Source organism: Yersinia similis, from assembly GCF_001053095.1.
Lineage (GTDB): Bacteria > Pseudomonadota > Gammaproteobacteria > Enterobacterales > Enterobacteriaceae > Yersinia > Yersinia similis.
Map to the genome: position 1 here is coordinate 241,250 of NZ_CGBP01000003.1, position 23,273 is coordinate 264,522.

Below are 23,273 nucleotides of genomic sequence, written 5' to 3' on the forward strand. Positions count from 1 at the left end.
CCTTTCTTTTTCCGGTGCGTGTAACTGCTTTACCCCATTACACGTATGCGAATTTCGATGATTTGCTCTGTAAACAAGGCGTTATTTAGATGATTTAAAACCACGCTCGGCGGCAAGGCGGATAGCCGCGAGTTTATCCGGGCGCTCACTATTGGGTACAACACCCTCACCGGTCCACCCATCTACCAGATTGTTAAAACCATACAGTGTCTGCTTGCCTCCAAAGGAGATAAGAGAAACTTCGGTTTCATCACCGGGTTCAAAACGGATAGCCGTAGTCGAGGAGATATTGAGGCGCTTGCCATAAGCCGCTGCACGATCAAATTCCAGTGCGCGGTTAACCTCGAAGAAATGGAAATGGGACCCAACCTGAATTGGCCGATCACCGGTATTGCGGACTTTAACTTTGGTAACAGGTTTATTTTCGTTAAACGTAATTGGTGTATCCGCTAAAACGAGGCCACCCAGTGGCGTATTCTGTTCTTTACTGTCTTTAGTACTTTTCTTCGCGCTCATGCTTGAATCCTCTGCAATAATCAGTTCAGGTTTTACTCGCATGTTGCCGTTACTACTTAATAGGATCGTGTACCGTGACCAGACGGCTGCCGTCGGTAAAAATCGCCTCAACCTGAACATTCGGGATCAGATCTGCCACCCCATCCATCACATCATCTTTAGTAAGCACTTTACTGGCTTCTTTCATCACATCTTCTACGGATTTACCATCTCTGGCCCCCTCCATTGCCGTCACAGTAATGATGGAAACAGCTTCCGGATAATTGAGTTTCAAGCCACGCGCTTTGCGTTTAAACGCCACATCAGACAGCGTGTAGATCATGAGCTTTTCAACTTCTCTTGGGGTGAGCTGCATAAGCCCTCCTGTATCATGTTAAAAAAGTGAAAGTGAGAAAAAACACCTGACTAAACCTATACTCTTTCCAGCCTATATCCAGGGTCTCTCGCGTTACAGTCAGACAAACGGGTGCATCACGATACGCTGACTCCCGCCAGTGATTCGGATGAATGAACGCCGCTGATACCGCTGCAACGTCAATGAAGAAGGTATATAGAAGATAAAGAATAGGTTATTTATACCCACTCGTTAGAATATTTCAGAATTAAGCACATCCTCCTGTATATTCGTTTAAAACCTTATCTTTAACGCTAACCTTACATTTAAACTTCCATCAATCTGCTGACTGTCATCAAGCTAAAATCCTGCTAAATTACCGAACGCTTTATTTGTATTACAATTTATTTGCCAAGTATTTTTACCGTGCTCAGTGAGCTAATTCAACATAAAAATAGTGTTCAGAAATATTTTTTTACTAAAGGGCAATACGTTTACTGCATTTGTCTATACTGAAATATTAATGCCAGGATCCATTACGGATTTACTTTACATAGTCAATAAATCATTATCATGAGTTAGATCCCACACTATCTCTTTTGTAACAAAAGACGCTAAAAATAAATTCGTTGCTATAGATATTTCACCTATAAAGAATATAGGCTAAAACTTGAAAATTTCACTATTATTTTATAACTTTATAGTTAAAAGTATAAAGCCAGTCAAGATAACAATAAAAATACCCTAAAATCAATATATTAAAAACAATTCAACATAAAGTCATATTTATCATCAACACCATTAAAAGTATATTTTACATTAAAAGTAAGCATCAAAAATCATGGGTAACACTGCCAATGACAAGAGATAACCTGAGAAACTTAACCTCATAATCGGTAATCGGAAAATGTATATCCCATACTAAAACTATAATTAACGTCAAGTCTACAAATAGCAAATAAATTACAAAAAACAAATTAAAAATCGCACATCCCAATGTGTAAACTTATCTCCCACAATAACGAACTCTCGATCAACGCTGTAATTATAATTATTAATGGGAAATATGATCTCAATCAATGTTTTAATTTTCATGAAAATAATAGTTATTAAAACACCTCCATAATCATCACTATCAGTTATTATTCCAGAGGTGATATTTAATATGACCAACTGTTCTTTTTAGAATTAACCTATTTTTAGCATCACCCTGTTTTACCATTAACCTGTTTTTACCATTGCCAGCCCCAAATGGGGTTTAACCAATGGCGTTGGATAGATTGTAGTTTTATTTTCTCTTTCAGGGATCCAAATACGTGAACATACTTTTTCTAATAGTGCCTTATTATGGCTAAAAACAATGAGCCCTAACCGACGGTGTTCAGCTTCTTCCAATAAAACTTGCCAAATTTGAGCCTGAATACGTGCATCTAATTGTGCGGTAACCTCATCCGCAATCAAATAACGCGTCCGTGGATCCAGCGCTCGTAACAAAGCGATACGTGCCAATTCACCGCCAGACAATTCATCCGGCCTGCGTTGCAGCCAATCAGGGTTAACCGCCATCCGCACCAACCAATCGTCATCGGGCCGCCAGGCATCATGTAGGCTCTCACCGGTGGTGCGATAAGGATTAAAGCTTTGTTCTGGATGCTGAGGGACCAGTTGGACCGGACAATATCCTTTTTTAGCTAACGGCTTCCCCTCTAACAGGATATGACCCGCAGTTGCCGACTGCCATTGTGCCAATACCCGGCCCAGCGTCGTTTTACCAAAACCACTAGGTGCTGAGATACCTAATCGTTCCCCTGGTGCCAAAGTGAAAGATACAGACTCCCATAGCCGCTTTCCGCTTTGAACGATGGTCAGATTCTCGACACTAAGCATAATCGGCCACCTCAGCCAGCGCTATTGGCTTGCTGACAAATTGCTGTTCCGGCAATGCGGCCCATAGTGACTGCAACCATGGGCTACCACCGCTATTCTTCAATTCGTCAGCGCTCAGTGTTTCGTGCAACTCACCTTTATGTAACACCGCAATTTTATCGGCAAAACGTGCAGCCAACGCTAAATCATGCGTTACCCACAGAATACCGCGCCCCTGCTGACAGGAAGCACGCAGGTGCGTCAGTAACTGGCAAGCATGGTCTTCATCTAGCCATGAGGTAACTTCATCGGCCAGAATGTAGCGGGCATGGGTCAAGGTCGCGCAGCTGGTCAGCACCCGTTTCGCCATGCCGCCTGAGAGCTGACGAGGGAAATCATTTACCAGCCCCGGCGCAAGATTATAAGTTTGCAACTGCATTGCGACATCTTCCAAACGCAGTTTTACACCACTTAATTGCGCTGCTCGGGTGATTTGTGAACCGACTTTAATCAGTGGGTTCAGAGCGCTGACGCCTTGGGGGACATAGCATAAGGTTTTACCTCGCTGCTCAATTTTATCGCGGGCGCACAGTACCTCACCATCGAGGATAATCTCACCATGGCAACGCATATTCTCCGGCAATAACCCCAAGACACTTTGGAGTAACAGGCTCTTGCCCTCTCCACTACCGCCGACCAATGCCACTAGTTCCCCCGGATTCACATCCAGAGAGATATGGCTTAACAAAGGGTGCCAGGTTTTCCGGCCCAACCAACGATAATGAGCGACATCAATGGCAAATTGGTCAAATCTCAGCATCAGGCTATCCTCACCCAAAGTTGTTGTAGTGATCGCGCGAACTGATCAAATATCAGCACCAACCCCACTAAAATCAAGCCGGGGAAAAATGCCAGCCACCATGACCCACTGCTCAGATAACGCAAAGCATCGGCCAGTAATATCCCCAACGACGGCTCATGAGGCGCAAGCCCAAAGCCCAAAAAGCTGAGTGCGGCACTGTGCAACACCGCATGGGGGAACATCAACAGTGTGCCAACAATCCACTGTGGTAGTAATAACGGTAGCAGATGATGACGCCAACGGTAGAAATTACTGTTACCCAGCCGATGAGACAGCATCACATAATCTGTCTCACGAATACGTAAGATCTCGGCGCGTAAAATCAAGGCCAGCTTAGGCCAGTGGGTTAATGCTACCGCCAGGATAACCCCTTGTTTCCCACCTCCTAGCGTGAAACAAATCAGGACTAACAGCAATAAATGAGGCAATGCCAACATACTGTCAATCAACCCACGGATCAGATAATCGAGGGTTTTATTAACGGCGCATAAACTGGCCGTCAGCATGGCGAGCAGACCACTGGCAAATGCGGCAATCAGACCAATTTGCAAGCTTGTGGTCATTCCCTGAAAACAGCGCAGCCATAAATCGCGCCCCAAGCTGTCAGTACCAAACCAATAGGTCGTTGAAGGTGGTTGGCGGCGAGCCATTAAATCCATTGGAACTTCAGCGCCATAAATTAGCCAACCATAAACGATCAAAATAGATAATAAGGCCAGTGAGACAAACAGCCGGAACAAAGCCCGATTCGGGTTATAAGTCATAATTGCCGCACAGCCCCCCGGTTTAGACGGTGTAACAAGGCATTCGCAATGCTATTACCGCAAAAGACCAATATGGCGCAGAACATCACTATTCCCATCAATAGTGGAATGTCACCATGCAGCCCGGCATCAATAGTCGCCTGCCCCAAACCGGGGTAGGCGAACACTTTTTCGGCCAATAAAGAACCACCCAGTAACTCGCCGACTGAAGCGAATTGCAGGCAGAGAGCAGGCGTAATGGCATGGCGTAAAATATGAAAGTTCACCAAAGGCCAGCCTTTATCCCCCTGCGCCTGTGCATAGCGAATAAACTCGCTATTCATCACTTCAGCCACTCTGGCGCGGGTATGCAGTGCAATGTTCCCAACCCCCAGCAACCCCAATGCTAGCATCGGTAAAATCAGGTGGTGAAGCTTGTCCCCCCAACTGGCGGTCTCGGCATGACTCCCAGGCGTCCATGCGCAGCAAATAGGTGCCCAATTGAGCTTCACCGCAAATAACGACAACAACAATAGACCGATCCAAAAGGTGGGCAACGACGCCAATAAATAGGACAACGTTGAAATCAGGCGATCAGGCCAACGGTTGAGATAACGCCCAGCGGTCAATCCCAATAGCAACCCGACAATTCCCGAAAATAGCCATGCCGATACCAATAACGCAAACGAGGTGGCAAAACGCTCACCGATAACCTGAGAAACCGGCGCGTTATACAGCATCGAATAACCAAAATCCCCTTGTAGCACTTGAGTAAACCAATGCAGAAAACGTTGCCACAAAGGCAAATCCAGCCCCCAACGAGCCGCAATCAGTGGGTATTGCTCTGGCGGTACATGCAGTAAATCGCTACCAATATAGGCGCGTATAGGGTCAACAGGGGAAAAACTCAGCAACGTAAAGGTGCCTACTGCGGTGACCAGCAGCAGGCAAATTAAGCGCAGAGTAAACAGCGAGAGCTCCTTCATTACTGACAGGTCCATTTCCAGCTATCAATACTATTGAGCAATGACCAGGAACCGTGAATTTCCGGTGTTCCTTTACCTAAATCAACGCAGTTATTGGCCAGATAGGTATGCTGGATGTTCAGCAACCATGCCCACGCAGCATCGCCACGGATACCAGCACCGGTCGTCCCATCCCAATCCACCTGTTGCCAGAAGGGTACCGCTTGTTGCCAGGTAGGTGCATCCAACGCTTGTTGCAGATGCTTATCGACCATCGGATTCTTGTAGTAACCGGGGTTATAATATTCAATGCCAGCCGCATTACTGCTGTAATGATGATACAGCTCCATAGGATCAAGACTCCCCCAGCCAAATAAGGTTGGATTGGCGTGCATATTGCGCTCAACCGTTTCCCAACTGCCGGATTTTAAATCCACATCGATACCGATAGGTTTCAACATCGAGCGTAGCGCCTGTGCCAGATCTCGACGAGTAGTATCACCGCTGGTGTACCAAAGCGTTATCTTAGCCGGTAGGCCATTTTTTTCTCTGATACCTTGGCTATTAAGCTGCCAGCCCGCTTGCTCCAATATCTGTTTAGCTTTATCAATATCACCATCTTTAATCGCTGAATCAGGGTTATTCCATGGCAAGCCCTGCACACCGGTGTAGGCCGGAATAGCATGACCTTCCATGATTTGATCGGCCAATAATTGGCGATTAATCGCGTAGTTAATGGCACGACGGATAGCAACATCGGCGGTCACATCATTGCCAATGGGGTAACCATGTGCGTCTTTTTTACCCGCAGGAGTGGTCGGGAACACAATGCCACGGTTTTCCACGCTTGGCCGGACCCATAACTTCATGTTATTAACCGAGCCTACCGCCATGGAGGGCGGGATACGTACGACACCTAATTGCCCACTTTGCGCGGCAGCGAAGGCACTATCTTCATCGAGGAAAACAAAAATCAATTTATCAAAATCGTTCTTATTACCTGCGTAATAAGGGTTAGCTTCCACGATCATTTGCTGACCCGGCTGGAAACTCACTAAACGATAAGGACCCGCGCCAATAGGGTTCTGTGCATAGGTTTTTGCATCGTATTTATCTGCTGAAACAATGCCCAATGAACCCAGCACATTCACAAATGTACTTTGTGGTGCTTTCAAGTGGATGCGAACATTAAGGGGATCGATAACTTCAGCGCTGAGGAAGTTCCCCATATCCACTTTCCCGCCACTGGCCGCGGCATTGTTGTAGGTAAAAGCCACATCTTTTGCGGTGAGAGGAGAGCCGTCGGAGAACTTGAGGTCAGGCTTAAGCGTCAGCAACCAAGTTTTGCCATCATCACTAGGCTGGTACTGGCTGAGCAACAGGCTATCCCAACTAAAATCTTCATTTTGTTTCAGCAACGGGCTGTGAAGTAATAGATAACTACCGTGACTCCAACCTAACATTGGGTCGAAACCTTCGGTTGGTTCATCACCGATAGCCAATTGCAGTGTGTGAGTTGCGGCACTGACTGGGACAGAAAAAACGCTCAATAACGCAGTTGCAACCAAGGTGTTTCGAAGCCATAGACGTCTAGACATTAATCTTCCTTTGATAATTCAATCAGCGAATATAAGTGATTGTCTGTCAGGCACAGACTCAACGCGTTATTAAGCGTAGCACTAAACATAAATATGGGTAATGCATACCTACAACAGCATTAGAGTCTAATTCTTACCCTTAGCGAGGGAATATTGAAGCAGTTAATCTATAAAGATAAGAATTATATGATAAAAATCAAAATAAAATCAGACTAAAATAAAATAGATAAATATGAAATTGATCTACAACCCAAAAAAAGACAAATAAATTTTTCTTATACTGTTCAATATGACATCTGATTAAGATACTTACCTATTGGTAACGAAGAAACAAAAGCCTCAGGCTATTGATTAGCTGGATTATTATTCTCACGCTTGTTTATTAAATGAATTACCCACGGTAATAGTATTATTATCCCCACCTAAATCAGCCTGTTTTTGAACAACCGAAAGGCATCAGGCAAAAACTCATTGGTATTACAACCAAGAAAATGAGCCGATATAAATGAGTTGGTTCAGGTGAACATATTTAATGAAATGAGTTTAAGAATAGTTAACATGGCGAGAACATCAAGCAAGAGGAAGGGAGATAGAAGATAACAAGAGTTACAATTTGTTTTATAGCCCCAAAAAAATAATAAAAAAAACCCCGTCAAAAGACGAGGCTTCTAAATCTATTTACAGCTAAACGTTAACAACATTAATGTGAATTACAGTGCTACAACGTTTACAGCTGAAGGGCCTTTTTGGCCTTGCTCGATGCTGAACTCAACGTTCTGGCCTTCATCAAGAGTTTTGTAGTCATTACCCTGGATTGCAGAGAAATGTACAAATACATCTTTGCTGCCGTCTGCAGGAGAAATAAAACCGAAACCTTTACCAGCATCAAACCATTTTACTAAACCAGTCATTTTATTAGACATAAATATATTTCCTTCATTATTTTGTGCCACTACATGGCAATTGAGGTCTGCTTGAGTTACTTATGGGGGCACAAAAGAAGGTAATTCGTCGGAGAAGTGATGTCTAAAAAATATCGCTTTAACTAGGAACTCTTTACTTTAAATGGCTTACATAAATAGGTCTGTGCTACAAACCGATGACGCTATTAACGCATGATAAGACACTAATAGCAAGGCTTAATTATTACACCTGCGAATAGGTGACAAAGAAATAAATTGTGTATCCGTGGTGACAAACGGACGATAATGCATCAATTGACTGACTCCACGATCGGTCGATCCACAATATCGGTTCACCCATAATTCGTCGGTTAACCCACAAGCAGGAAGACAAGACAGAGTTGATGGATGAGGTTATGCTCAGATTTCGTTATACTGCCACCGGAAATCGAAAGACGCCATAAAGGAAAAGCAATGACAATGCGTGAGCTTGAAGTACAATTTCTCAAAGCAATGAGTGAGTTGCAGTCAACTTTTGAGAAACAGCATAAAACATGGCAATCAAGCTATAATGCGTTGCAATATGAGCTGGAACAATCAAAAGCCCGGGAAAGTGCATTGCGGGTGAAGAATGAGATGCTGCTAAGAAAACTCAATACGGCAAATACATTACCGGAACAGCATTCGCTGGTCAGGCAAATGAAAATTCTGGGGGCACACCTTGATGCTCTGGCGAAAGATGCTGCCGCGTTTAATCTTCACCTGAATAGCCAGTACAAAAACACTGATAACTTCAGTGGCGATAATACGTGATTACTTTGTTGATGTTGTCTATTTATGGCAATTTAATAACTTATGACAAGTTAACAACTTATCGTAATTTAACAACCCGATAATTTTACATTGCTAAATTCATCTTCTATGGCGTAAAGAAACCTTAAATGACGTGGATAATTATTGCTGTTTTGATCGTGGTTTTTATTGTGGGCTATCGTATATTGACATCAGACACCCGAAAAGCCATAGACACAATTTCTAACTTACTGAAAATAAAGCCGATTTATATTGAATCGATGTTGCAAGAAATGGGGCCACGCCAAACCCAAATGTTTATTCGCTCCACCAGCAATGGCTATGCAGAAGATGTTAGAAAAGCAGCTTATTTAGTTTTTATTTATCATACTTTTATCAAAAACCCTTCGGATGAAAATGTAGAACTGTGGCGAAATACCCTAATCCGTGCACATATCTCCCCTATTCTATCAGCAGAGCATACCGACGCCGCTTTGTTTTATTTTGCCGAACTGGATTTAGATGCCTTTGAATTGGCGCAATTTCGCCGTCATTATAATCTGCATTTTAATCCGGAACCTGACACCCTGCTTCATTAGTGATGCTCGATTACTTACCCGTTAGCATCGTGGATGTGGCTGCATTATTATCTGATTTTCTCGCTACATCAGATAGGCCGTCAGCCTTATCATGGCGCTATTCGAACATCCGGTCTAAGAAATTTAGTAGCAGCTCTCTTGAACTAAAACCATGAGCAATACCATAATACTCACCGACAGCACCAACTAAATAGAGAGGAAATTCAATATATTTATTACTGGTTTTAATTAATGCTGTAGGCATCGACAACCCGATGCTCTTATCTTTTTGAGATGGATGAATAACTAATGCCGTTCGGCCCATATAGGATTCACGATTAACATAAACATAATGCCTTCCCTTTTGATAACCGTAAGCTTCATTAACTGTATATACACGTTCAAAACCCGCATTTTCCAAAACTTTAGCGACTTCATCAGGTCTCAGATACATAAATTGTCCTAATTTTAAGTATTCTTATAATTTACTATCCCATTAAAAAAATACATTAAACAGAAATTTGTCATTTCATTAAGCCATTTAGGAATTTTCTTTTTTGTAACAAAAAATAAGAAACGTATATTTGTGTAATTATTTTTTATAATTAATAATTGTAATATTAATAAAATACCAAACTAAATAATCAATGCTTAGCTTAAATTAATGGGTATGCAATTAACTGACTATACCTCAAATAATGGTTTACGTCAGTGATTCAGGTGAGTGAAAGCGCTTAATATTGCAGAAACGGAAAGTCAGAAAAGGATAAAAATATCAGTTAAAACAGCGTATTGAAAACGCCCCACCATACTATTGCGCTGAAAATAAATTCGAACTAAGAGTGATTAATCATGATGATTAACTTATAAAAAAAACCCACAATTAAGTGGGTGATTGGGATTAACCTGATGATACAACCTCTGGGGCGACCTTATGCTGCTGGTGCCGCTACTGGTTTTTTAGCCGCCTTATGGTGCTTTTTTGCTGCCTGTGCTTTTTGAGTTGATGCTTTTTTCTCGTGTTTCTTAGCAGCCTGCGCTTTCTGCTCTGCGGCTTTCTTCGTCACTTTATGTTTTTGATGTTGAGTTGTCTTAGCTGAAGCGGCAGGAGTGGCTGTCGTACTGGTTGCGGCAGGGGCTGGTGTAGCCGTTACCGTAGTGTCAGCAGCGAAAGCAACTGAAGATAGACCCAGGGTGGCTGCAACAATTAATGCTAATACTTTTTTCATTTTCAAATCCTCAGAGTTTGTTTCGCTAAGCCCCCAATGGGGCCGTTGGAATAAATCATAGAGGAACAAGATTTGCCTTTCCGTGAGTCATTGGTTTCGCTAAGTAACCAAATGTACAGCCTGGTCGTAATGGCCGAGTCCAGTAAATGTTCTGATCTAGTAAAAAATTGGCACGACTCATAACCGATATCATCTCTAAGCTCCCCTTTCCTTGTTCTGCAATAAAATATTTTCACCCAACTCAATGTCCCCAAATTCTGCTGTCAGCCCCGTGCTGACGGCCTTATCTCTGAATAGCGGGTTAAATAGGCACAAATAACTACATGTGGTGTGGTTGAATTAAATAATCACTACATATAGTATTTTGTCATCACTTACGGAAATGAATACGCAGATGATAATCATAGGCCACTGTGGTACGTCATACGTACCCCATAGCAGCCTGAAGGGTATGATTTTCCTTTAACATAAAAGGTAAATACGAATCATGAGTATTATTATTTACAGCAAACCTGACTGTGTCCAGTGTAATGCCACCTACCGGGCATTCGACAGACAAGGCATCCCATATCAAGTCATTGATTTAACAGAAGATGAGCAGGCACTAAACCATGTCAAATCGTTGGGTTATCAGCAAGTTCCCGTGATTGTGGCAGGAGATGAGCATTGGTCAGGCTTCCACCCGGATAAGATTAATGCACTGGTTCAGGCGGTCAGTGTCTGATGAGGTCGAAGATATGAATCCGCTGGTTTATTTCTCCAGCAGCTCGGAGAACTCCCATCGTTTTGTCGAAAAACTACAACTACCCGCCATCCGGATCCCTATTGCCGGGGCGCGGGCAAAACTACGGGTCGAGCAGCCCTATATTTTGCTGGTACCCAGCTACGGGGGGGGCAGCCCGGTTGGCGCGGTGCCTATTCAGGTCATTCGGTTCCTGAACGATGTTCATAACCGTTCATTGATCCGCGGTGTTATTGCCGCGGGCAACACTAATTTTGGCGACGCCTACTGTCTGGCGGGGGATATTATCTCTCACAAGTGTCAGGTTCCTTACCTGTATCGCTTTGAACTCCTGGGTACAGCAGAAGATGTGGCAAACGTTCGCAAGGGAGTAACTGAATTTTGGCAACGACAAAACTGAACGTCATCGATTTATCCAACAATGAGCTGGATTATCACTCACTGAATGCAATGCTGAACCTTTATGATGCTGATGGGCGTATCCAGTTTGATAAAGACCGGCTGGCCGCACGGCAATATTTTTTGCAGCACGTTAATCAAAACACGGTGTTCTTCCATAATCTACAGGAAAAAATTGATTACCTGATTGAGGAGGGATATTACGAAAAAGAGGTTCTGGATCAATACGATTTTAGCTTTATCAAAAGTCTATTCCAGCAAGCCTATAGCAAAAAATTTCGCTTCCCCACTTTCCTCGGGGCGTTTAAATATTACACCAGCTACACCCTGAAAACCTTTGATGGCAAACGTTATCTAGAACGCTACGAAGATCGCGTTTGCATGGTCGCACTGACACTGGCTACAGGTAACCAAACGCTGGCACGGGAACTGGTAGAAGAAATTATCTCTGGCCGCTTCCAACCCGCTACCCCAACCTTCCTAAATTGCGGTAAAAAGCAACGTGGTGAATTGGTCTCCTGCTTCCTGTTGCGTATAGAAGACAATATGGAGTCCATTGGCCGTTCAATTAACTCGGCGCTGCAATTATCTAAACGTGGTGGAGGGGTGGCGTTCCTGCTCAGCAACATCCGTGAAGTAGGTGCCCCCATCAAACGGATTGAAAATCAGTCCTCTGGTGTTATCCCGATAATGAAAATGTTGGAGGACGCCTTCTCTTATGCCAATCAATTGGGTGCCCGTCAGGGGGCGGGGGCGGTCTATCTCCATGCCCATCATCCAGATATTTTGCGTTTTCTGGATACCAAACGGGAGAATGCCGATGAAAAAGTACGGATTAAAACCTTATCGTTGGGAGTAGTGATACCGGATATCACCTTTGAACTGGCGAAGAATAATGAAGAAATGTACCTGTTTTCACCTTATGACATTGAACAGGTTTACGGCGTGCCCATGTCTGAAATTAGCATCAGCGAAAAATACCGCGAAATGGTGGATAACAAACGCATCCGTAAAAGCAAAATTAAAGCCCGCGATTTCTTCCAAATACTGGCTGAAATTCAGTTTGAATCTGGCTACCCCTATATGATGTTTGAAGATACGGTTAATCGCGCCAATCCGATTAAAGGCCGTATTAATATGAGTAATCTGTGTTCGGAAATTTTACAGGTCAACGCCCCCACTGAATACCATGAAGACCTCAGCTATCGTCATATCGGAAAAGATATTTCCTGTAACCTTGGCTCGCTGAATATCGCGCAGGTTATGGACTCACCCGACTTTGGTAAATCCATTGAGATCGCCATTCGTGGACTGACTGCCGTATCTGAAATGAGCAATATTCGCTCGGTGCCATCCATTGAAAAAGGCAATCAAGAATCACATGCTATTGGCCTTGGGCAGATGAACCTGCACGGTTATCTGGCGCGGGAGCATCTTTTTTACGGTTCGGAAGAGGCGTTGGATTTTACCAATATCTATTTTTATACCGTGGCGTATCACGCGATCCGGGCATCAAACCAGTTGGCAATAGAACGGGCCAGCCATTTCAAAGGCTTCGATGAATCAGATTATGCTTCGGGTACTTTTTTCACCAAATATATCGAGCAAAGCTGGCTACCGAAAACAGCAAGAGTACAGGCACTGTTTACCGGCGCCGGTATTGTCATACCAAACCAACAGGATTGGATCGCGCTACGGCAATCCGTCATGGAGCACGGTATTTATAATCAGAACCTACAGGCGGTGCCACCGACTGGATCTATTTCCTATATCAATCATTCGACATCAAGCATCCACCCGATTGTCTCTCCGATTGAGATCCGTAAAGAAGGAAAAATAGGTCGTGTTTATTATCCCGCACCTTATATGACCAACGATAACCTTGAATATTATCAAGATGCTTACCAAATCGGGCCTGAAAAAATCATCGATACCTATGCCGCAGCAACCCAGCATGTTGATCAAGGTCTCTCTCTGACGCTGTTCTTCCGTGATACCGCCACTACCCGCGATATTAACAAAGCACAGATCTACGCTTGGAAGAAAGGGATCAAGACAATTTATTACATCCGGCTACGTCAGATGGCACTAGAGGGAACCGAAGTCGAGGGCTGTGTTTCCTGTTCTCTGTAATGCAATGCTTTTCCTGTTTGCTGTAATAGATAGCACTGAATTAATCAGGTCGGTTCGATTAAGGAAACAATGATATGAACGTAGTAAAACCAATAACACGTATCAGCGCCATCAACTGGAATAAAATTGAAGACGATAAAGATCTGGAAGTGTGGAACCGACTGACATCTAATTTCTGGCTGCCAGAAAAAGTCCCGCTGTCGAATGATATTCCGTCGTGGGCAACACTCACGCCACATGAACAACAACTGACTATCCGTGTTTTTACCGGCCTGACGCTATTGGATACGATCCAGAATACGCTGGGTGCCCCCGCACTAATTAAAGATGCGATTACCCCCCATGAGGAGGCGATATTTTCAAATATCAGCTTTATGGAGGCCGTGCATGCACGTTCTTATAGCTCTATTTTTTCTACACTTTGTATGACATCGGATGTGGACGACGCCTACCGTTGGAGTGAGGATAATGGGCCACTACAAAAGAAAGCTGATATTATTTTGCAGCATTACCATAATGACGACCCGCTGAAGAAAAAGATTGCCAGTGTATTTTTGGAATCATTTTTATTCTATTCCGGTTTTTATTTACCCATGTATTGGTCCAGCAGAGCTAAATTAACCAACACTGCAGATCTTATTCGTCTTATTATTAGAGACGAGGCTGTCCATGGATATTATATCGGCTATAAGTTTCAAAAGGGGTTGGAAAAAGTAGAGAGTACCCGCCGTCAGGAAATAAAGAATTTCGCCTTCGACCTATTGCAAGACCTCTATGAAAACGAAGTGCGTTATACCGAAGATCTGTATGACCACGTTGGCTGGACAGAGGATGTGAAAAAATTTCTTCACTACAATGCCAATAAAGCACTCATGAATTTAGGCTATGAGGCTCTATTTCCCACCAGCCAGGCGGCGGTCAGCCCTGCAATTCTGGCGGCGTTATCGCCAAATGCAGATGAAAACCACGATTTTTTCTCCGGGTCAGGCTCATCTTATGTGATCGGTAAAGCGGTCAACACTGAAGACGAAGATTGGGATTTTTAAGACTTTCCTACACAGTTGCCCTCATTTTTATTTTGATAAAAAAGAAGGGATGCCAGATAAAAAAGGGAGGGTTCCGCCCCAACAGGCAGTTGGCACGCCTCCCCTTCAATATACCTTATCGCTTACCGCCGTAAATCGACGCATTTACGGCCATATGACTGCCATCCATCATCTTACTTTGCTATAGCCTGCTTAATGCAGCATATTCTGTACTGACTTTGCATATTGTTATCTGTTTATTGGCGTTCAGACCAGAGCACAAGGGGGATTCGCCTAATACAACGAGGCCGTATAGCGGATGTATCGAATGAGGTAATATCGCGCAGATATCATGCAAAACATGAACTCATAGTAGAAGGATATAATCAGTCACCTTATGGTGAAATATATGCATGACAATTAACCTACCCACAGCCTAATTACCCTTAATTCTTTGCGCCAATATTCAACGATTAATAGGCTCTGAAAAACACATTATTAACATAGATATATATACCCATCTAAAAGCCATATATTGAAAATGGGGGGGAATAAAAACCGCATATAAGAAAATTGAGGGTTGTCTCAGATTCTCACTGTGTTAGGGTATATAGCGTTCTATATTTTCATCAGGATAACATTGATCGAATAAACAAAAATTTAAAACTAACAGAGGGATATACCTATTGCATGGCAATTAAACTCGAAGTAAAGAACTTATATAAAGTATTTGGTGAACATCCGGAACGGGCTTTTAAGCTGCTTGAATCAGGTAAAAATAAAGAGCAGATATTTGCCAAAACCGGGTTATCCGTTGGTGTCAAAGATGCCAATCTGGCCATTGAAGAAGGCGAGATATTCGTCATCATGGGGTTATCCGGTTCCGGTAAATCCACACTGGTACGCCTTCTCAATCGTCTGATAGAACCTACTCGTGGTGAAGTACTGATAGATGGTGAAGATATTGCCAAAATATCTGACAGTGCCCTGCGCACCGTTCGCCGTAATAAGATCAGTATGGTATTTCAATCCTTTGCATTAATGCCGCATTTAAATGTATTAGATAATACCGCATTCGGCATGGAATTAGCGGGCATCCCATTGCTGGAACGCAATGAAAAAGCATTAGAAGCATTGCGTCAGGTCAGTTTGGATAGCTATGCCAATTCCTATCCCGACGAACTTTCCGGTGGGATGCGCCAGCGTGTTGGCTTAGCCAGAGCCATGGCCAATAATCCGGATATCCTATTAATGGATGAGGCCTTTTCAGCCCTTGACCCCTTAATACGTACCGAAATGCAAGATGAGCTGGTCAAGTTACAAGCCAAGCATCAGCGAACCATTGTTTTTATTTCCCATGACCTGGATGAAGCTATGCGTATTGGCGATCGTATTGCCATTATGCAAGGTGGTGAAGTTGTGCAAGTGGGGACACCGGATGAGATCCTCAATAATCCAGCCAATGATTATGTGCGTACCTTCTTCCGTGGTGTCGATATTACTCATGTCTTCAGTGCCAAAGATATCGCACGCCGCCGTCCAGCTTCATTAATCCGTAAAACACCGGGTTTCGGCCCGCGTTCAGCGTTAAAACTGCTTCAGGATGAAAACCGTGATTACGGCTATGTGCTGGAACGCGGTCAAAAATTCATTGGCGTAGTATCGATAGAATCACTGAAGAAAGCATTGGCAGAACATCAACCGTTGGATAGCGCTTTGCTGGCTGAACCCGCACCGGTTCCTGCTGATATGCCCCTCAGTGAGCTGATTTCATTGGTTGCACAGGCTCCGTGTGCGGTCCCGGTAATCGGTGAAGACAGTAGCTATATCGGTATTATTTCAAAAGCCATGCTATTGCAGGCCTTAGATAAGGAGACGCCAAATGAGTGATCAAATTCAGGTGAACGAACAAACAGTCAGTAATCCGTGGGCAACTGATACGGCGACATCAGTGGCACCCACGGTTACCGATAGTGCACCTCAGAGCCTGTCAGCCGCTGCTGACCCATGGGGAGCAAGCATGGCCGAGGGTAGCAATAGCGCAGGGTCTGCAACGCATGAGGCGGCGTCTCAGGCCGCACAAAATACCGATTGGTTGAACAGCGCGCCTACCCCAGCACCCGAACATTTCAGCCTGATGGATCCGTTCCAGAATACGTGGATCCCACTGGATTTGTGGGTTACCCAAGGTATTGATTGGGTCGTTCTGCATTTTCGGCCACTGTTTCAGGGGATCCGCGTACCGGTTGATTTTATCCTCAGCGGCTTTCAAACACTGTTACTGGGGATGCCTGCACCTGTGGCGATTTTAGTTTTCGCCCTGATCGCCTGGCAGTTTTCCACGCTCAGTATGGGCGCGGCAACCCTAATATCACTGATTGCCATAGGAGCTATCGGCGCATGGTCGCAGGCCATGGTGACCTTAGCACTGGTTCTGACCTCCCTGTTCTTCTGTATTCTGATTGGGCTACCCCTCGGAATATGGCTAGCGCGCAGCAATAATGCCGCCCGGATTATTCGGCCCTTACTGGATGCAATGCAGACCACACCCGCGTTTGTCTATCTGGTGCCCATCGTCATGCTGTTCGGTATCGGTAATGTCCCCGGTGTCGTGGTGACGATTATTTTTGCCCTGCCCCCTATTGTCCGTCTGACAATTCTCGGCATCAAACAAGTGCCGGAAGACCTGATTGAGGCCGCTGAGTCCTTTGGCGCCAGTCCACGTCAGTTACTGTTCAAAGTACAGTTACCGCTGGCGATGCCAACCATTATGGCTGGGGTGAACCAAACCTTGATGCTGGCACTGTCCATGGTAGTTATCGCTTCAATGATTGCAGTGGGTGGTTTAGGCCAGATGGTTCTGCGCGGTATTGGCCGTCTAGATATGGGGCTAGCAGCCGTTGGCGGCGTTGGTATTGTGATCCTCGCCATTATTCTAGATCGCCTGACCCAATCATTAGGCCGTGATCGCCGCAGCAAAGGCACTGGTCGCTGGTATACCACAGGCCCTGTGGGGCTGCTCACCAACCCCTTCCGTAACAGCAAATAATTTCAATTAATTACGCTAAAATTTAATAGCTTAAAAAAGGGAAAAACGATGCGCACGACAGGAATCTGGGCCTTAGCCCTCACGACACTGATCAGCTCTCAGTTATCCGCAGCAGAACTTCCGGGCAAAGGGATCACCGTCCAGCCTCTGCAAAGCACCATTTCGGAAGAGACATTCCAGACCTCACTGGTTAATAAAGCGTTGGAAAAACTCGGTTACGATGTCCAACCCACGAAAGAAGTCGATTACAATGTCGCCTACTCTTCCATTGCTGCAGGTGATGCAACCTATCTGGCGGTAAATTGGGTGCCACTGCATAACGATCAATATAATGCGGCCGGTGGCGATGCTAAATTTTACCGGCAGGGTAACTATATTGAAGGCTTGGCACAGGGTTATCTGATCGATAAAAAAACGGCCGACCAATACAACATCACCAATATTGCACAGTTAAAAGATCCAAAAATAGCCAAATTGTTTGATGCTAATAATGATGGCAAAGCCGATCTCACTGGCTGTAACCCCGGTTGGGGTTGTGAGGCCCCGATCAATCATCAGATCAACGCTTACGGCCTGAGCGATACGGTGACCCATAATCAGGGTAACTATGCCGCCATGATCGCCGATACCATTACCCGTTACAAAGAAGGCAACCCCATCCTGTATTACACCTGGACCCCCTATTGGGTCAGTGACGTATTGGTGCCAGGTCGTGATGTGGTGTGGCTACAAGTCCCATTCTCTTCCTTGCCAGATAAAACTATCGATACCCAACTTTCTAATGGCGCGAACTATGGTTTCCCACCCAGCGTAATGCATATTGTGGCGAACAAAAAATGGGCTGAAGCCAATCCGGCAGCCGCCAAGCTGTTCTCTATCATGAAATTATCAATTAATGATGTGAATGCTCAAAATATGCGGATGCACAGTGGTGAATCCTCAGATGCCGATATTGAACGTCATGTAAATGGCTGGATCAAAGCTCATCAGGCGACTTTTGATGGTTGGGTAAAAACAGCGGCTGAAGCGGCTAATTCCCAAACAGCACAGTAAATAGATAGAAAACAGATACTTTCGGGTGTCTGTTTTTTTATCCCTACCGACCATTGATTCCTTCAAACGGGTGGTGCTTAACCCAATGCTCCGCAATCTCTTGACGCCGACAGACCCACACCCTTTCGTGTTGCTGGATATAATCCAAAAAGCGCTGCAAAGCCCGGAAACGTCCAGGGCGCCCTAATAACCGGCAATGCATCCCCACTGACATCATTTTAGGCACGGTCTCCCCCTCTGCGTACAACACATCGAAGCTGTCTTTTAAATAGGTATAAAACTGCTCACTGGAGTTGAATCCCTGTGCTGAGGCAAAACGCATATCATTGGCATCCAACGTATAAGGCACGACCAGATGTGGGGTGGTACTGCCATCAACGCCCCTTACTTGCGACCAAAAGGGCAAATCATCGCCATAATAATCGCTGTCATACAAAAGGTGACCATTCTCCACCACCAACCGCCGGGTATTTGGGCTATCACGCCCGGTATACCAGCCTGCGGGGGATTGGCCGAATAAATTATGTAATATCTCGATGGCCCGTTGCATATGCTCACGTTCGGTTTGCTCATCGACGCGTTGATAATGGAGCCAACGCCAGCCATGGCAAACCACATCATAACCCGCATGCTTAATCGCCTCGACAATCAATGGATTACGCTCCAATGCCATAGCGACACCAAAGACCGTCATAGGTAGCCCCCGAGAGACAAACTCCTGATTAATACGCCAGAAGCCAGCACGAGTTCCATATTCGTAAAGTGACTCCATCGACATATGCCGATCGGGATAACTGTCTGCACCGATAATATCGGAAAGAAATTGTTCAGATCCCGCATCGCCATGCAGGACGCTATTTTCCGCACCTTCTTCAATATTCAGGACAAATTGCACCGCAATACGTGCCTGCCCCGGCCAGTTGGCCTCTGGGGGTTGGCCACCGTAACCGGCCAAGTCCCGTGGATAATCATGATTAAGTTCAGTCTCATGCATTGGCATACTCCATTATGTATATCCACTGACTCGTTGAAACAGCGAAACATCCCAGCCTCTTCTGGAGCCGCAACCAACGCGTTATAAATATATTTATTATTAATAAGATAAGCGATTGTATGCCTATCCCACATCATCACTCATCCCACATCATCACATTTGCTGCCTTCCGGCCCGCTCGCTAATTGTATATAAAAAACACATATACTGTATAAATTATGTATACAAATTGTATGTTAATTGTACGTACAAATTCATTTACGTGTAGCTGAACAACTGCGTATAGCTGAACAATAATTTTTGGCCTTAGTTCTGCAAATATCTCTAGCCCCAACTCTGTAAATATTTCTCACGTGAGGTTCAACAAACTTTGTCTCACATCATCTGAATGTTGCCTTTGGAAGGAACACGCTTTATGCCAAATAATGAAAAAATCTCGGCTAGCGGCATTAACCCCAACTACAGCCCCAAACTCGCTAACGAAGATCTAGCCCCAACTCGTAAGCAGAACTGGGGTTGGTACAATATCTTCTCATTTTGGATGACAGATGTGCACAGCATGGGGGGGTATGTGGTCGCCGCCAGCTTCTTTGCTCTCGGACTATCCAGTTGGCAGGTGTTGTTATCTTTATTAGTCGGTATCTGCATTGTGCAAATTTGCGCTAATCTGGTGGCTAAACCAAGCCAGATGGCAGGCGTACCCTATGCCGTTATCTGTCGACAGTCTTTCGGGGTATTTGGGGCAAATATCCCAGCCGTTATCCGCGGGCTGATCGCCGTTGCCTGGTATGGCATTCAAACCTATCTGGCAGGTAATGCTTTTATGCTCGTGATACTGAAATTCTTCCCCAGCCTGATGCCCCTGACACAGAGCCAATGGCTGGGGTTATCCACCCTAGGCTGGATCTGCTTCTCTGTTATGTGGGTGCTACAGGCGATGGTGTTCTGGCATGGGATGAATGCGATTAAGCGCTTTATTGATTTTGCCGGGCCGGCAGTCTATGTCGTGATGCTGTCATTGGCATTATGGATTGTCTATCAAACCGGCTGGAGTAACATTTCATTCACCCTCGCCAGTAAAATCTTAAGCCCATCAGAACAGGTCTGGCAAATGCTAACGGCGACCGCGCTGGTCGTCTCTTATTTCGCTGGGCCGCTACTGAACTTTGGTGATTTCTCCCGCTATGGCAAAAGTATGCGAGAAGTCCGCCGAGGCAACCGATGGGGGCTACCTTTTAACTTTCTCCTATTCTCCATCGTCACCGTGGTAATTGTCTCCGGCTCACAATCGCTGTTCGGAGAAATGATTACCGACCCTATCGAGACCGTCACCCGCGTCGGCAATGGCGTGGCTATCGCTCTGGGTCTACTGACCATGATTATCGCTACTATCGGGATTAATATCGTTGCAAACTTTGTTTCACCCGCCTTTGATTTCTCTAACTGTTCACCACAAAGAATCAACTTCCGTACTGGTGGGATGATAGCGGCGATAGGTTCTGTTTTGCTTACCCCATGGAACCTGTTCCAGTCACCAATCATTATCCACTACACCCTGGACGTACTGGGTGCCTTTATGGGGCCGCTATTTGGTATTTTAATCGCTGATTTCTATCTGATTAAACGCGGCCAATTATATGTAGATGATCTGTTTAATGCTTCGCCATCAGGACGTTATTGGTATCGTGGAGGTTTTAATCCGAAAGCGGTTATGGCGCTACTACCCGCAGTCGCCATTGGCTTGATGATCATTTTCATCCCCAACCTACAGCAGATCTCCAGCTTCAGTTGGTTTATTGGTGCGTTTCTGGGGGGGAGTATCTATCGCTTTATTGCGCGCAACGACCAATTGCCGAACAATGCGGCACTGTTTATACGCCCTGAGATAGGCAAAGATTGAGTTACGCGGAAACGACAAAGCCCTGAATTATTACTTAACTCAGGGCTTCTAAATTTTGGCGGTGCGGACGGGACTCGAACCCGCGACCCCCGGCGTGACAGGCCGGTATTCTAACCGACTGAACTACCGCACCACGCTGTTGTTCCGGTTAAGAACGAGATGAATGTTACGGTTAGAACGGAGTAACGTCAACACTTTTTCCAGTAAAATAAGTCGGTTGCACAGTTTTTCACCTGAATGTGGTTTTATTCTGCTTTTGTCTCTTCTTCTACCTCAAGCGGCATCCGCCACAGGCAACTACCGCCCTTTTTCATAACAAAATCCAAACGGGATTCATGATTAGCCAACTCATCCTCAGTAGCATAGATAATTTTCAATGCCGACGCTGGGCGGGTAATGCGTTGGATATCTTCAGACGCGTTATTCTGTGACACTTCGCCTTCCATGGAGAAAGTAAGCGATGTTTGCCCGCCGGTCATCGCTAAATAAACTTCAGCTAGAATCTCGGCATCAAGTAATGCGCCGTGCATGGTCCGTTTGGTATTATCTATCTGATAGCGATCACACAGGGCATCAAGGTTATTACGCTTACCGGGGAATAAGCGGCGAGCCATCAACAGGCTATCAGTGATTGTACAGAAGGTCTCCGTTTTCGGAATATCTTGCTGCAACATCCGGAACTCGTAATCCATAAAGCCGATATCAAACGCAGCATTATGGATGACTAATTCAGCACCACGGATGAAGTCTAAAAACTCCGGCGTAATATCAGCAAATGTTGGCTTGTCAGCCAAAAACTCATCACTGATACCATGGACCCCGTACGCTTCTGGATCAACCAAACGATCGGGCTTCACATACACATGGAAATTTCTGCCAGTCAGGCGGCGGTTGATAACTTCAACAGCACCGATTTCAATAATCCGATGGCCTTCATAATGAACGCCAAGCTTATTCATACCGGTAGTTTCAGTATCCAGAACAATCTGTCTGGTCGGTGTAATGATCATATTGCAGTGCTCACAGCGCTCGTTTATGTCAGACTTGACGTTTAAACAGATAGGAAGAGTCTACCAGAGATGACTAAACAGGTAGAAATTTTCACCGATGGCTCCTGCCTCGGTAATCCAGGCCCTGGGGGCTATGGCGCAATTTTACGTTATAAACAACACGAAAAAATGTTTAGTGCTGGCTATTATTTGACCACCAACAACCGTATGGAACTGATGGCTGCCATCGTAGCACTAGAGGCATTGACCTCGCCTTGCGAAGTGACCCTAAGTACCGATAGCCAATATGTGCGTCAGGGTATCACTCAATGGATCCACAACTGGAAAAAACGCGGCTGGAAAACAACAGATCGCAAGCCTGTCCGCAATGTGGACCTATGGCAGCGTCTGGATCTAGCTATCCAGAGCCATACCATACAGTGGGAGTGGGTTAAGGGCCATGCGGGTCATCCAGAAAACGAACGTTGCGATGAACTGGCCCGCCAAGGGGCTAATTCGCCGACACTCGATGATACGGGCTATAACCCTGATTAATCCTGCTCGCTTGGCGTGCTAGCGGCTCTTACTCATTCGAATGATTGAC

The 23,273-nt window shown here is 45.1% G+C and carries 23 protein-coding genes and 1 tRNA gene; 11 read left to right on the forward strand and 13 right to left on the reverse strand.

Annotation, left to right across the window (positions count from 1 at the left end):
- Positions 1-81: 81 nt before the first annotated feature.
- The 8 genes from ureB to cspE all read right to left on the reverse strand — a co-directional run bounded on the left by ureB (position 82) and on the right by cspE (position 7,807).
- Positions 82-516 carry an urease subunit beta gene (ureB, locus tag AC971_RS04225; protein WP_038401975.1) on the reverse strand — a complete coding sequence of 145 codons (435 nt, stop codon included), beginning with the start codon at positions 514-516 and terminating at the stop codon, positions 82-84.
- A 52-nt stretch (positions 517-568) separates the two neighbouring features.
- Positions 569-871 carry an urease subunit gamma gene (locus AC971_RS04230; protein WP_002215288.1) on the reverse strand — a complete coding sequence of 101 codons (303 nt, stop codon included), beginning with the start codon at positions 869-871 and terminating at the stop codon, positions 569-571.
- Between the two features lie 1,200 nt (positions 872-2,071).
- Positions 2,072-2,737: an ATP-binding cassette domain-containing protein gene (locus AC971_RS04235; RefSeq protein ID WP_025380949.1), complete on the reverse strand. Its 666-nt coding sequence runs from the start codon at positions 2,735-2,737 to the stop codon at positions 2,072-2,074.
- Positions 2,730-3,536 (reverse strand): ATP-binding cassette domain-containing protein, encoded by an 807-nt coding sequence (locus AC971_RS04240; protein WP_025380950.1) that lies wholly within the window; start codon positions 3,534-3,536, stop codon positions 2,730-2,732. Before AC971_RS04240 ends, AC971_RS04235 begins: the two co-directional genes overlap by 8 nt.
- Complete coding sequence (locus tag AC971_RS04245; protein ID WP_025380951.1) at positions 3,536-4,342, reverse strand: ABC transporter permease; 807 nt, start codon at positions 4,340-4,342, stop codon at positions 3,536-3,538. Before AC971_RS04245 ends, AC971_RS04240 begins: the two co-directional genes overlap by 1 nt.
- Positions 4,339-5,307 (reverse strand): ABC transporter permease, encoded by a 969-nt coding sequence (locus tag AC971_RS04250; protein WP_025380952.1) that lies wholly within the window; start codon positions 5,305-5,307, stop codon positions 4,339-4,341. Before AC971_RS04250 ends, AC971_RS04245 begins: the two co-directional genes overlap by 4 nt.
- On the reverse strand, positions 5,307-6,884 hold the full coding sequence (locus tag AC971_RS04255) for an ABC transporter substrate-binding protein (protein ID WP_025380953.1): 1,578 nt from the start codon (positions 6,882-6,884) through the stop codon (positions 5,307-5,309). The genes AC971_RS04250 and AC971_RS04255 overlap by 1 nt, the downstream gene beginning before the upstream one ends.
- A 710-nt stretch (positions 6,885-7,594) precedes the next feature.
- Positions 7,595-7,807, reverse strand: coding sequence for a transcription antiterminator/RNA stability regulator CspE (cspE, locus tag AC971_RS04260; protein WP_002212220.1), 213 nt, complete (start codon positions 7,805-7,807; stop codon positions 7,595-7,597).
- A 453-nt stretch (positions 7,808-8,260) separates the two neighbouring features.
- Between cspE and AC971_RS04265 the strand changes: the two genes are divergently transcribed.
- Together AC971_RS04265 and AC971_RS04270 are read left to right on the forward strand one after the other, a co-directional pair.
- On the forward strand, positions 8,261-8,599 hold the full coding sequence (locus AC971_RS04265) for an MbeD/MobD family mobilization/exclusion family protein (RefSeq protein WP_025380954.1): 339 nt from the start codon (positions 8,261-8,263) through the stop codon (positions 8,597-8,599).
- Between the two features lie 128 nt (positions 8,600-8,727).
- Entirely contained in the window at positions 8,728-9,177 is a 450-nt protein-coding gene (locus AC971_RS04270; protein ID WP_025380955.1) for a DUF1198 domain-containing protein, read from the forward strand.
- Between the two features lie 97 nt (positions 9,178-9,274).
- On the opposite strand, the gene AC971_RS04275 is transcribed toward AC971_RS04270, so the two are convergent.
- Both AC971_RS04275 and asr read right to left on the reverse strand, forming a co-directional pair.
- Positions 9,275-9,610, reverse strand: a complete 336-nt coding sequence (locus AC971_RS04275) for a DUF2002 family protein (protein ID WP_025380956.1) — start codon at positions 9,608-9,610, stop codon at positions 9,275-9,277.
- A 478-nt stretch (positions 9,611-10,088) separates the two neighbouring features.
- Positions 10,089-10,385, reverse strand: coding sequence for an acid resistance repetitive basic protein Asr (gene asr / locus AC971_RS04280; protein WP_025380957.1), 297 nt, complete (start codon positions 10,383-10,385; stop codon positions 10,089-10,091).
- Between the two features lie 487 nt (positions 10,386-10,872).
- Here asr and AC971_RS04285 point away from each other — a divergent pair, with 487 nt between their 5' ends.
- The 7 genes from AC971_RS04285 to proX all read left to right on the forward strand — a co-directional run bounded on the left by AC971_RS04285 (position 10,873) and on the right by proX (position 18,786).
- On the forward strand, positions 10,873-11,109 hold the full coding sequence (locus tag AC971_RS04285; protein WP_025380958.1) for a redoxin NrdH: 237 nt from the start codon (positions 10,873-10,875) through the stop codon (positions 11,107-11,109).
- A gap of 13 nt (positions 11,110-11,122) precedes the next feature.
- A complete protein-coding gene (gene nrdI, locus AC971_RS04290; RefSeq protein ID WP_038402323.1) occupies positions 11,123-11,527 on the forward strand; it encodes a class Ib ribonucleoside-diphosphate reductase assembly flavoprotein NrdI in 405 nt (134 codons plus the stop codon).
- Positions 11,509-13,659 carry a class 1b ribonucleoside-diphosphate reductase subunit alpha gene (gene nrdE, locus AC971_RS04295; RefSeq protein ID WP_025380960.1) on the forward strand — a complete coding sequence of 717 codons (2,151 nt, stop codon included), beginning with the start codon at positions 11,509-11,511 and terminating at the stop codon, positions 13,657-13,659. The genes nrdI and nrdE overlap by 19 nt, the downstream gene beginning before the upstream one ends.
- A gap of 74 nt (positions 13,660-13,733) precedes the next feature.
- Positions 13,734-14,705 carry a class 1b ribonucleoside-diphosphate reductase subunit beta gene (nrdF, locus tag AC971_RS04300; protein WP_025380961.1) on the forward strand — a complete coding sequence of 324 codons (972 nt, stop codon included), beginning with the start codon at positions 13,734-13,736 and terminating at the stop codon, positions 14,703-14,705.
- A gap of 669 nt (positions 14,706-15,374) precedes the next feature.
- Positions 15,375-16,574: a glycine betaine/L-proline ABC transporter ATP-binding protein ProV gene (gene proV, locus AC971_RS04305; protein ID WP_002212210.1), complete on the forward strand. Its 1,200-nt coding sequence runs from the start codon at positions 15,375-15,377 to the stop codon at positions 16,572-16,574.
- Positions 16,567-17,733, forward strand: coding sequence for a glycine betaine/L-proline ABC transporter permease ProW (gene proW, locus AC971_RS04310; protein ID WP_025380962.1), 1,167 nt, complete (start codon positions 16,567-16,569; stop codon positions 17,731-17,733). The genes proV and proW overlap by 8 nt, the downstream gene beginning before the upstream one ends.
- A gap of 48 nt (positions 17,734-17,781) precedes the next feature.
- On the forward strand, positions 17,782-18,786 hold the full coding sequence (gene proX, locus AC971_RS04315; RefSeq protein WP_025380963.1) for a glycine betaine/L-proline ABC transporter substrate-binding protein ProX: 1,005 nt from the start codon (positions 17,782-17,784) through the stop codon (positions 18,784-18,786).
- Positions 18,787-18,829: 43 nt separating this feature from the next.
- Here proX and puuE read toward each other — a convergent pair whose 3' ends face one another.
- Positions 18,830-19,780 carry an allantoinase PuuE gene (gene puuE / locus AC971_RS04320; RefSeq protein ID WP_025380964.1) on the reverse strand — a complete coding sequence of 317 codons (951 nt, stop codon included), beginning with the start codon at positions 19,778-19,780 and terminating at the stop codon, positions 18,830-18,832.
- A gap of 415 nt (positions 19,781-20,195) precedes the next feature.
- On the opposite strand from puuE, the gene AC971_RS04325 reads away from it, so the two are divergent.
- Positions 20,196-21,680, forward strand: a complete 1,485-nt coding sequence (locus tag AC971_RS04325) for an NCS1 family nucleobase:cation symporter-1 (protein ID WP_025380965.1) — start codon at positions 20,196-20,198, stop codon at positions 21,678-21,680.
- Positions 21,681-21,736: 56 nt separating this feature from the next.
- Here the strand turns inward: AC971_RS04325 and AC971_RS04330 are convergent.
- Positions 21,737-21,813, reverse strand: a tRNA-Asp gene (locus AC971_RS04330).
- A gap of 112 nt (positions 21,814-21,925) precedes the next feature.
- Positions 21,926-22,690, reverse strand: a complete 765-nt coding sequence (dnaQ, locus tag AC971_RS04335) for a DNA polymerase III subunit epsilon (protein ID WP_025380966.1) — start codon at positions 22,688-22,690, stop codon at positions 21,926-21,928.
- 69 nt (positions 22,691-22,759) lie between these two features.
- Here dnaQ and rnhA point away from each other — a divergent pair, with 69 nt between their 5' ends.
- Positions 22,760-23,224, forward strand: a complete 465-nt coding sequence (gene rnhA, locus AC971_RS04340; protein ID WP_025380967.1) for a ribonuclease HI — start codon at positions 22,760-22,762, stop codon at positions 23,222-23,224.
- The last annotated feature ends 49 nt before the right edge of the window (positions 23,225-23,273 follow it).